At 69.5% G+C, this 10,956-nt stretch carries 15 protein-coding genes and 1 pseudogene; 13 read left to right on the top strand and 3 right to left on the bottom strand.

Annotated elements, in window-relative coordinates:
* Positions 1 to 67: 67 nt before the first annotated feature.
* Positions 68 to 529, top strand: a complete 462-nt coding sequence (locus JAN01S_RS15615; RefSeq protein ID WP_068319635.1) for a DciA family protein — start codon at positions 68 to 70, stop codon at positions 527 to 529.
* 19 nt (positions 530 to 548) lie between these two features.
* A complete protein-coding gene (locus JAN01S_RS15610; RefSeq protein ID WP_068319634.1) occupies positions 549 to 1,103 on the top strand; it encodes an LURP-one-related/scramblase family protein in 555 nt (184 codons plus the stop codon).
* 132 nt (positions 1,104 to 1,235) lie between these two features.
* On the opposite strand, the gene JAN01S_RS17620 is transcribed toward JAN01S_RS15610, so the two are convergent.
* Complete coding sequence (locus JAN01S_RS17620; protein ID WP_244884866.1) at positions 1,236 to 1,526, bottom strand: alpha/beta fold hydrolase; 291 nt, start codon at positions 1,524 to 1,526, stop codon at positions 1,236 to 1,238.
* A 98-nt stretch (positions 1,527 to 1,624) separates the two neighbouring features.
* Positions 1,625 to 2,008, bottom strand: a pseudogene (locus JAN01S_RS17795) (alpha/beta fold hydrolase); the annotation flags it as partial.
* Positions 2,009 to 2,239: 231 nt separating this feature from the next.
* Between JAN01S_RS17795 and JAN01S_RS15600 the strand changes: the two are divergent.
* The 5 genes from JAN01S_RS15600 (at position 2,240) to JAN01S_RS15580 (ending at position 5,362) form a co-directional block, all read left to right on the top strand.
* Positions 2,240 to 2,884 carry a TetR/AcrR family transcriptional regulator gene (locus JAN01S_RS15600; protein WP_068319633.1) on the top strand — a complete coding sequence of 215 codons (645 nt, stop codon included), beginning with the start codon at positions 2,240 to 2,242 and terminating at the stop codon, positions 2,882 to 2,884.
* Positions 2,881 to 3,519: a TetR/AcrR family transcriptional regulator gene (locus JAN01S_RS15595; protein ID WP_218000063.1), complete on the top strand. Its 639-nt coding sequence runs from the start codon at positions 2,881 to 2,883 to the stop codon at positions 3,517 to 3,519. The genes JAN01S_RS15600 and JAN01S_RS15595 overlap by 4 nt, the downstream gene beginning before the upstream one ends.
* A gap of 108 nt (positions 3,520 to 3,627) precedes the next feature.
* Positions 3,628 to 3,996, top strand: coding sequence for a 2Fe-2S iron-sulfur cluster-binding protein (locus JAN01S_RS15590; protein ID WP_068319628.1), 369 nt, complete (start codon positions 3,628 to 3,630; stop codon positions 3,994 to 3,996).
* Between the two features lie 2 nt (positions 3,997 to 3,998).
* Entirely contained in the window at positions 3,999 to 4,928 is a 930-nt protein-coding gene (locus tag JAN01S_RS15585) for a catechol 2,3-dioxygenase (protein WP_068319627.1), read from the top strand.
* Between the two features lie 2 nt (positions 4,929 to 4,930).
* Entirely contained in the window at positions 4,931 to 5,362 is a 432-nt protein-coding gene (locus tag JAN01S_RS15580) for a GlcG/HbpS family heme-binding protein (protein WP_068319626.1), read from the top strand.
* A 10-nt stretch (positions 5,363 to 5,372) separates the two neighbouring features.
* Here JAN01S_RS15580 and JAN01S_RS15575 read toward each other — a convergent pair whose 3' ends face one another.
* Positions 5,373 to 6,320 carry an AraC family transcriptional regulator gene (locus tag JAN01S_RS15575; RefSeq protein ID WP_084360318.1) on the bottom strand — a complete coding sequence of 316 codons (948 nt, stop codon included), beginning with the start codon at positions 6,318 to 6,320 and terminating at the stop codon, positions 5,373 to 5,375.
* A gap of 242 nt (positions 6,321 to 6,562) precedes the next feature.
* On the opposite strand from JAN01S_RS15575, the gene JAN01S_RS15570 reads away from it, so the two are divergent.
* From JAN01S_RS15570 to JAN01S_RS15545, 6 genes are all read left to right on the top strand, one after another.
* A complete protein-coding gene (locus tag JAN01S_RS15570) occupies positions 6,563 to 7,015 on the top strand; it encodes a hypothetical protein (protein ID WP_068319623.1) in 453 nt (150 codons plus the stop codon).
* Positions 7,016 to 7,054: 39 nt separating this feature from the next.
* On the top strand, positions 7,055 to 8,062 hold the full coding sequence (locus JAN01S_RS15565) for a ferritin family protein (protein ID WP_084360317.1): 1,008 nt from the start codon (positions 7,055 to 7,057) through the stop codon (positions 8,060 to 8,062).
* A 12-nt stretch (positions 8,063 to 8,074) separates the two neighbouring features.
* The gene (locus JAN01S_RS15560) at positions 8,075 to 8,389 is read left to right on the top strand and encodes an MmoB/DmpM family protein (RefSeq protein ID WP_068319621.1); all 315 of its coding nucleotides are present in this window, start codon (positions 8,075 to 8,077) and stop codon (positions 8,387 to 8,389) included.
* Positions 8,390 to 8,486: 97 nt separating this feature from the next.
* A complete protein-coding gene (locus JAN01S_RS15555; protein WP_068319619.1) occupies positions 8,487 to 10,055 on the top strand; it encodes a YHS domain-containing protein in 1,569 nt (522 codons plus the stop codon).
* Between the two features lies 1 nt (position 10,056).
* Positions 10,057 to 10,383 carry a phenol hydroxylase subunit P4 gene (locus tag JAN01S_RS15550; RefSeq protein WP_068319614.1) on the top strand — a complete coding sequence of 109 codons (327 nt, stop codon included), beginning with the start codon at positions 10,057 to 10,059 and terminating at the stop codon, positions 10,381 to 10,383.
* A 74-nt stretch (positions 10,384 to 10,457) separates the two neighbouring features.
* A partial coding sequence (locus JAN01S_RS15545; RefSeq protein WP_157075798.1) for a 2Fe-2S iron-sulfur cluster-binding protein occupies positions 10,458 to 10,956 on the top strand: 499 nt, incomplete at its 3' end.

Here is a 10,956-nt window from a genome sequence, read left to right as displayed (position 1 = left end):
ACCGACGGACGCGGCCGAGACGGGGCAGCCGACCGAGGGGTCCGTCGAGGACGCGGCGGCCGCCGCCTTGGCGCGGGCACGGGCGGCCGCGGCGAAGAAGGGGCTGCGCCCGGGGATGAAGCCGCGCCGCAAGCGGAAGTGGCAACCCCAGGGTGTGCTCTCCACCGGCGGGCGCGACCCGCAGACCATCGGCGACCAGGTCGAGCGGCTCGTCGGCGACCGCGGCTGGCAGGTGGACGTCGCCGCCGGGTCGGTCATGGGCCGCTGGCCGGAGATCGTCGGCCGCGAGGTCGCCGAGCACTGCCAACCGGTGACCTTCGAGGCCGGGGTGCTGTCGGTGCGGGCCGACTCGACCGCGTGGGCGACCCAGATCCGGCTGCTGTCCAGCTCGCTGCTGGGCCGGATCAGCGAATCCGTCGGCCCCGACGTCGTCCACGAGATCCGCGTGCACGGACCGAGCGCACCCTCGTGGTCGCGGGGTCCACGCCGCACGAGCGACGGCCGCGGGCCACGGGACACCTACGGCTGAGACCGGGCAGGATGTCCCCATGGGGATCCTCGACACCGACGCCATCGTCCTGGACCAGGTCCGGTCCTTCCTGAGCAACGACTTCGGCATCCACGACCTCGCCGGCACGCAGATCGGTCGGATCGTCACCGAGGGGGGCATGGGCAGCCGGCTGCTCATGGGCAGTCGTCAGCTGGCGATCGTCGACACCGACGGCACCCTGCTCGTGCGGGTCGTCGACCCGCCCAACCTGGGGCTCGACCGCTTCGAGGTGCAGGACTGGCAGGGCAACGTCGTCGCCCAGGTGGTCAAGGAGTTCACCTTCTTCAACAAGGCGCTGCGCATCGAGCTGTCCACCGGCCCTCAGCTGCGGCTCGAGGGGTCGATGTGGGACCGCGAGTTCACCGTCACGGGCCCGGGCGGTCTCGCGGCCACCGCGAGCCGTCACTGGCCGGGCGTCGCCGAGGCCTTCCTCGGCCGGGAGCGCTATGTCCTCGGGTTCACCCCGCAGGTGCCCGTCCACGAAAAGCTCGGCACGATCGGTGCCGTCATCGCCCTCGACCTCATCCGGCAGAAGGAACGCAACAGCGGCTGACCCCCCTTCGTCCGTACGCACGAGACCGCGCATCTCCCCGGGGAGATGCGCGGTCTCGTGATGTCGAGACTCGGCATTGCCGTAGGGCAATGCAGACCTTCCGGAGGGGCGAAGGGGGCGTGAGCCCAGTGGTCAGAGCTTGCCGGCGACCGGGCTCTCGAGCAGGGAGATGAAGGTGTCGTGGGCCTCGATCTGGGTCCAGTGGCCGCACTCGGGGATGATGTGCAGCGACGCGTCGGGCAGGTGCTGCGCCAGCCAGGTGCTCGACTGCACCGGCACGATGATGTCGTCCCGGCCGTGCACGCACAGGACCTTGTGCCCGATCGAGGCCATCTCCCCCGCCGTGAAGCCCGGCTTGGGCGCGGACGGGTCGAACATCGCGGCGTGCGACCGCTTGATGTCGGCGCGCTCGATGTAGGGCATGCGCTCCGAGACGACCTGGTCGACCTTGGCGGCGAGGCGTCCATGTCGTAGACGAAGGAGGAGAGCAGCTGCTTCATCGACTCCGGCGTCGGGTCGGTGTAGAAGGAGAAGAGGTGCTGCAGCCCCTCGGTCCCCGGCAGGTCGGGGGCGCCACCGGAGCCCATGAGGAGCATCGGGCCGACCCGGTCGCCGTCGAGCAGGGCCATCTCGAGCGAGATCATCCCGCCCATCGAGCTGCCGACGAGCGTCACGGGGCCCTGCGCGCCCAGCGCATCGAGCAGCTCGAAGAGGGTGCGCACCTGGACCTGGTTGAGCGCCTTCATCCCCCGCGGCGGGTCCTCGAGGTGCGTCGAGTCGCCGAAGCCGATCATGTCGGGCGCGATGCAGTGGTAGCGGTCGCCGAGCTCCTCGATGACGGCCTGCCAGTTGGACGTGCCGGTGGCCCCCGGGCCGGAGCCGTGGAGGAGGAGCAGGGGGGTCATCCCCGGCTCGCCCGTGGTGTGGACGCGATAGCTCACCTCGCCCAGTGAGTCCCAGCCGGGGCCCTGAAGCGCAGAGACCGTAGTGATCGCTACAGACAGACTAACGCGACCGATCGCTCAGATTCAAGGGAAGCGCGGGGATCAGCCTCCGGTGATCGACGTTTCGCCGTAGGATCGGCTCCAGCACACGGTGCGAACCACCCCGGATGCGCCGACCGACGGAGGGGACCCATGCCGCGCAAGACCGCGCGCGTCCACAAGCAGGGCGAGGCCTCCCGCGAGGCCATCCTGCAGGCGACGCTGGAGATCGCTGCCTCGTCAGGCTACGACGGGACCACGGTGGCCAAGGTCGTCGAGCGCACCGGGCTGCCGGCCAGCTCGATCTATTGGCACTTCGGCAACAAGGAAAAGCTGCTCGCCGCGACCCTGGAGCACTCCTACCGGCAGTGGCGGTCCACGGCGCCGACCTGGGTGCGCCGGGAGGAGCCGGAGGACCTGCGCGAGCGGATCGAGCAACGCTTCCAGCGGGCTGCGCTCTCCCTGGTCGAGACGCCGCAGTTCTGGCAGCTCGGCCTGCTGCTCACCTTGCAGAAGAGGGTCAAGGAGCCCGAGGCCCGCGCCCGCTACCTCGAGGTGCGACGCGACACCGAGGACACGATGGCCGCCTGGTGGACCGAGGTGCTCCTGCCCGAGGCCTTCGCCGACGAGGACGCCCGACTCGCCGCGGCCCAGCGCGTCGCCCGCACCCACATGGTCCTCATGGACGGGCTCTTCGTCCACGTGCGCTCCAGCTCGATCAAGGACGTGCGCCGCCTCACCTCGCTCATGGCGGCCGGCTGGGCCGCCCACCTGCAGGAGATCGGATGGGCCCGATGACCAGCGCCACCCCCTCGGCCCATGGCACCACGGAGCCCGGCCTCGCCTCACGTGACCGCATCCTCGTCGCCGCCGCGGAGGTCGCCCGCGAGCGCGGCGTCACCGGAGCGACGGTCGCGGCCGTGTGCAAGCGCTCGGGGCTGCCCGTCTCGAGTCTGTACTGGCACTTCACCGACAAGGACGCGCTCTTCGCCGAGGTCGTGCGCACGAGCTTCGCCCGGTGGCTCGCCGAGTCGCCGGGATGGAGCGAAGGGAGCGGAGACCCCCTCGAGTACATCGGCGGCCTCCTGCGCGCGACGGAGGAGACGCTGCGGCGCAAGCCCAGCTTCTTGAACATCGGGATGCAGGTCCTGCTGGAGTCCGGTGAGGACACCCGCCAGACCCGACAGGCCTACCTGGACGTGCGGGCCCAGGCCCTGACGATGATGACCGTCTGGCTGGAGCGGGCGCTGGCCGGTCTCGGCGACCCCCAGCTGACGTCCGACGTCGCCGTGCTCTTCCGGGCGATGTCCGACGGGCTGGTCGTCGCCGGTGAGGTCTTCGACGACCTCGACGCGGCCGCGAGCATCGACCTCTTCGTCCCGATGATCCAGGCGGTGCTGCGCCAGGCGCTGGCCGCCGGAGGGCGGCCCTAGCGTCCGAGCCGTTCCGCGAAGGGGAACGGATGCTCCCTTCGTCGTCGTGGCGGGAGATGGTCAGGGGGACGGGTCAGAGGTGACCCGACGACCACGAAGGAGTGTTCGGTGGCGACGATCATCGTGCAGCCGTCGGGGACCGAGATCGAGATCGACCCCGACGACACCGTGCTGGCCGGCCTGCAGAAGGCGGGCTATGCCTACACGGTCGGCTGCAAGCGCGGCGGCTGTGGCATCTGCAAGATCGACGTCCTCGACGGATCCTTCTCCTACAACAGGATCGTGGCCGACACGGTCGTCACCCCGGAGGAGCACGTCGACGGCACCTGCCTGAGCTGCCGTGCCGTGCCGGACGAGGACCTGACCATCCAGATGCGAGACGCGTCCCTGCGCCTCGTCAACCCCCTGCTCGGCCAGCTCAACGCCGCCCGGCGTGAACGAGCCAGGTCCGAGCGCACCCCTTCGGAGGAGCAGTAGACATGGGCATCATGCGAATGGGCTACGCCCACGTGCGTGTCACGGACATGACCGAGGCGAAGAACCACTACGCCTCGACCCTGGGTCTGTACGAGACCCTCGAGGACACCTCCCCGGAGGGCAACAAGCGCGTCTTCTACAAGGGCTGGGACGAGTGGGACCACCACTCGGTCGTCCTCGAGGAGGGGGGCGTGGGCGTCGTGAAGTACGGCTGGAAGGTCGAGCACGAGGCCGACATCGACGACGTCGAGGCCAAGGCCAAGGCCTTCGGCCTGACCGTCGAGCGCATGTCGAAGGGGGACAACCCGGAGATCGGCGACGGCATCCGCTTCGTCACGCCGAGCGAGCACGTCTTCGAGGTCTACCACCAGGCGACCGCGATCGGCACCGAGCTCGGCACGCACAACCCCGAGGTCTTCCCCCGTCACCTCGTCGGAATCGGCGCCCCGGCCCTCGACCACTCCCTCATCACGACCGACGACGTGGGCACGATGGAGCGGATGCTCTCCGATGTCTTCGGCTTCTACGCCACCGAGCGCGTGCAGACGAGCCTCGACGACGACCACGAGTGCGTCGGCACGTGGATGACCTCCAACAACCAGATCCACCAGCTCGCGGTCATCGGCGGCCCCCAGGGCAAGCTGCACCACTTCGCCTTCCGCCTCGAGGACTGGAACTCCGTGGGTCGCGCGGCGGACCTGATGACCATGGACGACGTGCCGATCGACATCGGCCCGACCCGCCACGGCATCACCCGCGGGCAGACCGTGTACTTCTTCGACCCGAGCGGCAACCGCAACGAGGTCTTCTCCGGCGGGTACCTCGCCTTCCCCGACCGCCCGGCGAACGTGTGGACCATCGACCAGCTCGGCAAGGGGATCTTCTACCACGACCGCGAGCTCAACGAACGCTTCACCACGGTGCTCACCTGAGGATGGGCGAGCACACCCGCGGCAGCGCCGTCTTGACCCTCGAGGGGGCCGAGGCGGCGCTCGCCGCTGCCCTGGCGCACGCCCGCGAGCACGACCTGCGGATGAACGTCGCCGTCGTCGACCCCGGCGGGACGCTGCTCGCCTTCGCTCGCATGGACGGCGCCTTCGCCGCCTCTGGCGAGATCGCGATCGACAAGGCGCGGACCGTCGTCCGCTTCGGCGGGGCACCGACCTCCGGCCTCTACGAGGCGCTCGCCGGCGAGGACGCGGTGATCCGCGGCATCGGCAACCGGCCCGGGGTGGCTGCCTTCGGCGGCGGGGTCCCGGTGCGCGTCGACGGCGAGCTCGTCGGTGCGGTCGGCGCCTCCGGCGGCTCGGCAGGCGAGGACGAGCAGGTGGCCGCGGCCGGAGCGGTGGCGATCACCGGGACCTAGCCTCGGGGCGTCAGGCAGCCCGGGCCAGGGTCTGGCTCGGCAGTTCGCCGAAGCGCTCGCGGTAGGCCGCGGCGAATCGCCCGAGGTGGGTGATGCCCCACGAGAGGGCGACCTCGGTCACTGTGCCCCCGCGCCCGTGGACGAGGTCGTCGTGGATGCGGTCGAGCCGCAGGTCGTGCAGATGGGCGAAGGGTGTCGTGCCCAGGTGCTCGCGGAATGCCTGCTGGAGCCGGCGCACGCTGACGCCGGCGATCTCGGCGAGGTCGACCGGGGTCCAGGGACGCGTCGGGTCGGCTTCCATCGCCTCGACGACGCGGTGGACGGGGCGGGGCCGCAGCGCGTTGCGAGCGGTGGGTTCGTCCGGGACCGCGGCCAGGAGCAGCCCCGTGACGAGCATGCTCGCGACGGAGTCGGCGACCTGTGGGTCGCGGTAGAGGACGCCGCCGCAGTCGCGGGCGTTGTCGAAGGTCGTGCGCGCCATCCGGAACCACGCAGCCCCCGCCGGGGTGCGCAGGTCGATGTCGGTCGGCAACCGCACGTCCTTGCGGGCGAAGACCCGCTCGCTCTCACGGTGCAGGTGCGCGCTGTCGATGCGCAGGCCGAGCACGACGAGGTCAGGAGCCCAGGCCGGCATGTGTGCGGGGGTGTCGGCCGGGAAGGCCGTGGCCCGACCGGGTGCGGCGTCGTAGTTCATGCTGCCGATGCGGGAGGCGAGGTGACCGCTCAGCGGGATGTTGACCGCCACGGCGCCGGGGTGGTCCGAGTCGATCCCCACGGTCGCGCCGAACTTGATGCGGGCCAGCCGGCAGCTGTCGAGGTCGACGACCTCGATGCCCGAGGCAGCAGCCCCGGGCACGGCCTTGGGGTGCATCGCGTGCGGGAAATAGGCATTGGACAGGGCGTCGTGCACCCCCTCCCAGTCCTCGAACCGGGGTGCCGACTGCAGAAGATGCCTCATCGCACTCCTCTCGCGGTCATCCGTGATCGCTCGATGATGACCCCCCAGGGTGACGGGGCCGGTGGCGTTCCGCAGCGGGGAACAACGATGTGCTGACGGGTGCCTGCGCCGAGCGGACAGCGACTGCGCTCATCGGATCGTGGCGGGCGCCACACCCGGCCTACGTTGCCTCCACGACAGACCACGCCGGGGTGGTGGGGCGGACCTCGCTCCTCGTCCCCGGATCACCGAGGAGAGGTGCCATGACGCCCTTCATGACGCGCGTCGCCGAGCTCGTCGGCACGCCCCATCAACACCTGGGCCAGCTGTCCCAGGAGCCGACCACCGTGCCGCGGACCCGGATCAGCGAGCGGGTGGCGACCGGGACCGGCGCCGACCGGCACGTCGCCCTGCGGTCGCTCGCCGAGCAGTACGTCTGCGAGGCGAATGCCGTCCTCGGGTCCGAGCGCGAGCATCTCGGCCTCGTCGACGAGACCCTCCCGAACGAGCTGGCGTTCACCGTGACCTTCGGTGACGCCGGTGCCCGGTGCTCCACGACCTTCGCCGACGGCCGAGCGGTCGGTCGTCTCGTCGGCACCTTCGACGAAGGGGGTGACGAGCGTGAGCTCGACGGTCCCGACGCCTTGCCGGATCTGCTCGTCCGGCTCCTGGAGACCGCCCCGACGCAGGCGATGCGCACCGCGCAGCCGAGCTGACCCCCCTTCGCCAGTCCACCAGACCAAGGAGAACGTCCAGTGCAGTACGAGCTCAAGACCCAGGTCATCGAACCCCAGCGGCAGACCTTCACCCACGTCGCGAAGCGCTATGGCGACAAGCCCGCCTCGCGCTACACCGAGGGCAGCATCGACGTGCAGCCCAAGGAGCACTTCCACTACCGCCCGACGTGGGACCCGACGCGGGAGATCTTCGACGACTCCTACAGCGTCTTCCGGCTGACCGATCCCTACAGCTACCTCGACCCGCGGCAGTACTACTACGCCCCCTACGTCACCGCCCGCTCCGGCCACCACGAGGCCTTCGCGACCTCGCTCGAGTACATCGAGGCACGTGGGTTGCTCGAGCGTCTGCCCGACGGCTGGCGCAGCGTCCTCACCGAGCTCGTGCTGCCCCTGCGGCACCTCGAGAGCGCCGGCCAGCTGATCCTCTGCGGGATGGCCCGCTTCGGCTGGGGCGCGACGGTGACCCAGGCGGCTGCCTACTCGGCCTTCGACCGGGTCGGCAACGCTCAGGTCCTCAGCCGGGTCGGCATCGCCCTCGGCGGCGGCACGGCGGACCTGCTCGCCGAGGCCAAGGAGCACTGGCTGCAGGACGCGCCCCTGCAGGGGCTGCGCCGGATGGCCGAGGAGACCATCGTCGAGACCGACTGGGGTCTGGCGCTCCTGCGTCTCGACGCCGTCGACCGGCTCGTGTACGACCTGCTGTACCAGCACCTCGATGACCAGGCCGTCGTCAGCGGTGCGCCGGCCTACTCGCTCGTCGCGCAGCACATGGCGAGCTGGTTCGCCGACAACCGCAAGTGGATCGACGCGCTGTACACGGCCTGGCGCGAGGACCCCCAGCTCGGTGCGACCAATGCTGCCCTCCTCGCGGAGCACAGTGCGGCCGCCGTCGACACGGCGCTCGAGGTCGTCACCCCCTTCGCCGCCCGCATCGACGAGCTGCTCGGCGGTAGTTCGGCCGTCGACCGGATCACCACGACCGCCGCCGAGGTGCGCGCTGCGCACGCCGGCGCGGCCGCCTGAGAGGAGAGCGCCATGCAGGAGCAGACCACGGCAGACGATCCGCAGACGAAGGGTGTCCGCGACGTCGGCGTCGTCATCCAGGAGTCGGAGAACAACCGGCCCGTCATCGAGGCCATCGAGGCCGACAACCCCGGGTGCAGCGTGATGCACACCCCCGGACTCGTCCGCATCACCGCCCCGGGCCGCATCGTGGTCACCCAGGAGACCGTCGAGGAGAAGCTCGGCCGGGAGTGGGAGACGCACGAGTTCCAGATGGCGATCGTCAGCTACTTCGGCAACATCCAGGAGTGGGACGACGACGAGATCGTCATCGCCTGGGACCACTGAGACAGACAGACAGACCAACCGACCGCATCAGGTCTCGAGGCTCGGGCGCCCGGCGCCCTCACACCTCGACCACCGTTGACCACAGGAGAGACCCACGATGACACTTGCACCGGAGAAGAAGTCGAAGAAGGCCAAGAAGCTGTCGATGAAGGCCCGCTACGAGGCCCTCACCCGCGGCCTCGACTGGGAGCCGTCCTACGTCGACAAGGACGAGATGTTCCCGCACCTCGACTACGAGGGCATCAAGATCCACGACTGGGCGGCCTGGGAGGACCCCTTCCGCCTGACGATCGACGCCTACTGCAAGTACCAGGCCGAAAAGGACAAGCGCCTCTACGCCGTCCTCGACGGCTTCGCGCAGGGGCAGGGCCACCTCGGCCTGACCGATGCGAGCTACCTCAACGCGATGAAGATCTTCATCCAGGGCGTCACCCCGCTCGAGTACGGCGCCCACCGGCACTTCGCCTACCTGGCGCGGCACTTCGCCGGACCCGGCCCGCGGTTTGCGGCACTGTGCCAGTCGATCGACGAGATCCGTCACATGCAGACCGAGATCCACACCCTGTCCAACTACAACAAGTACTACTCCGGCTTCCACAACTGGCCGGAGCACTACGACCGGGTCTGGTACCTGTCGGTGCCCAAGAGCTTCATGGAGGACGCACTGTCCTGCGGGCCCTTCGAGTTCCTCATCGCGATCGGCTTCTCCTTCGAGTACCTGCTGACCAACCTGCTCTTCGTGCCCTTCATGTCCGGGTCGTCCTTCAACGGCGACCTGCCGACGATGACCTTCGGCTTCTCGGCGCAGTCCGACGAGTCGCGGCACATGACCCTGGGCCTCGAGGCGATCAAGTTCCTCCTCGAGCAGGACGAGGCCAACGTCCCGATCGTTCAGGGCTGGATCGACAAGTGGTTCTGGCGCTCCTACCGCGTCACCGCACTCGTCGCCCAGATGCTCGACTACATGCTCCCGCGCAAGGTCATGAGCTGGAAGGAGTCCTTCGAGCTGTACTTCGAGGAGCAGATGCTCGGTGGCCTCTTCGAGGACCTCGCCTTCTACGGCATCACGCCTCCGCGCCACGTCGAGGACGCCATCAAGGAGAAGGACATCCTCTCCCACCAGGTGTACTGGACCCTCTACCAGTTCTCCTTCGCGGCCGCCTTCACGACGAGCGCTCCGAGCGACGAGCACATGGACTGGCTCTCGCAGGCCTACCCGGACACCTTCGACAAGCACTACCGGCCGCTGTGGGAGAAGGAGAAGAAGAACATTGAGAACGGCGGGCGGCATTTCGCGCCGGGTCTGCCCCAGCTGTGCCAGGTCTGCCAGGTGCCGATGCTCTTCACCGAGCCGGGTGACCCGAGCACCTTCGCCCAGCGCGAGTCCGAGTTCGAGGGCGAGATCTACCACACCTGCTCCAACGGGTGTCAGTGGATCTTCGAGCGGGAGCCGGAGAAGTACCGCCAGGCCTGGCTGCCCGTGCACCAGATCTACCAGGGCAACTGCGGGGGCCCGACCGTGCCGGAGGTGCTCGAGTGGTACGGCCTGCAGGAGGGCGACGCCGGGGAGTACCTCGGCTCGCGCGACCACCAGAACTGGCAGCAGTGGCAGGGCGAGGCCGCTGCCGACACCGCCGCCCCGACGAGCGACAAGGCAGGTGCATGACATGGCGATCAAGAGCCTGGGTGAGTACGACTTCCCCTCCCGGTCCGCGCAGGAGAACTACGGCGACGACCAGCTGGTCAGCGTGTGGTTCCAGGACACGATGTGGTTCGCGTCCCCGGCGATGTTCCGGGCGCCCCGCGAGATGACCTGGGCGGACTTCCGCGACCAGATGTTCGTGCCCTTCGCCGAGGAGGACCCGGACTACGACCCCGCCGCGGCGCGGACGTGGACGCTGCACGGCGCCCCCTTCGAGCCGCGTGACGACCAGACGCTGAGCGAGCTCGGCGTCCGTCACAAGGACGTCATCGGCACCCGCGTGGCCGCCTGAGGTTTCGAGGCTCGTCGCAGAGCTCCTCGCACCTCAACCAGCGTTACCCCTTCGTCCCGCTCGAGGAGCACCCCATGACCAAGTACACGATCACCGTCGAACCCGTCGGCCGCGAGGTCGAGTGCGATGAGGACCAGACGATCCTCGACGCCTGCCTGCGCGCCGGGGTGTGGCTGCCGCACAGCTGCACCCACGGCACCTGCGCGACCTGCAAGGTCGACAAGCTCGACGGTGAGGTGGACCTGGGTGAGGCGAGCAGCTTCGCCCTCATGGACTTCGAGCGGGACGAGGGGAAGCTGCTCACCTGCTGCGCCAAGCCCCGCGAGGACGTGACGATCGAGGCCGACCTCGACGTCGACGAGGACATGGAGGTCCACCCCGTCGAGGACTTCACCGGCACCGTCGTCGTCCTCGAGGACATCGCGGCCGACACCAAGCGGCTCGTCGTCGAGCTCGACCGCGAGATCGGCTTCAACGCGGGCCAGTACATGAAGTTCACCGTCCCCGGCGTCGACGGCCGGGAGGAGTGCGATCGCACGTGGTCGATCGGCTCGCCCCCCGGCGAGACGACCC

The sequence above is a fragment of the Janibacter anophelis NBRC 107843 genome (assembly GCF_001570945.1).
Taxonomy (GTDB): Bacteria; Actinomycetota; Actinomycetes; order Actinomycetales; family Dermatophilaceae; genus Janibacter; species Janibacter anophelis.
This window is presented reverse-complemented; position numbering and strand designations above follow the sequence as displayed.

What these genes read in the sequence shown, in the direction of transcription:
- JAN01S_RS15610 (WP_068319634.1), top strand. Translation starts at nt 549, where the DNA reads ATGGGGATCCTCGACACCGACGCCATCGTCCTGGACCAGGTCCGGTCC.
- JAN01S_RS17620 (WP_244884866.1), bottom strand. Translation starts at nt 1,526, where the DNA reads ATGCCCTACATCGAGCGCGCCGACATCAAGCGGTCGCACGCCGCGATG.
- JAN01S_RS15600 (WP_068319633.1), top strand. Translation starts at nt 2,240, where the DNA reads ATGCCGCGCAAGACCGCGCGCGTCCACAAGCAGGGCGAGGCCTCCCGC.
- JAN01S_RS15595 (WP_218000063.1), top strand. Translation starts at nt 2,881, where the DNA reads ATGACCAGCGCCACCCCCTCGGCCCATGGCACCACGGAGCCCGGCCTC.
- JAN01S_RS15585 (WP_068319627.1), top strand. Translation starts at nt 3,999, where the DNA reads ATGGGCATCATGCGAATGGGCTACGCCCACGTGCGTGTCACGGACATG.
- JAN01S_RS15580 (WP_068319626.1), top strand. Translation starts at nt 4,931, where the DNA reads ATGGGCGAGCACACCCGCGGCAGCGCCGTCTTGACCCTCGAGGGGGCC.
- JAN01S_RS15575 (WP_084360318.1), bottom strand. Translation starts at nt 6,320, where the DNA reads ATGAGGCATCTTCTGCAGTCGGCACCCCGGTTCGAGGACTGGGAGGGG.
- JAN01S_RS15570 (WP_068319623.1), top strand. Translation starts at nt 6,563, where the DNA reads ATGACGCCCTTCATGACGCGCGTCGCCGAGCTCGTCGGCACGCCCCAT.
- JAN01S_RS15560 (WP_068319621.1), top strand. Translation starts at nt 8,075, where the DNA reads ATGCAGGAGCAGACCACGGCAGACGATCCGCAGACGAAGGGTGTCCGC.
- JAN01S_RS15555 (WP_068319619.1), top strand. Translation starts at nt 8,487, where the DNA reads ATGACACTTGCACCGGAGAAGAAGTCGAAGAAGGCCAAGAAGCTGTCG.
- JAN01S_RS15550 (WP_068319614.1), top strand. Translation starts at nt 10,057, where the DNA reads ATGGCGATCAAGAGCCTGGGTGAGTACGACTTCCCCTCCCGGTCCGCG.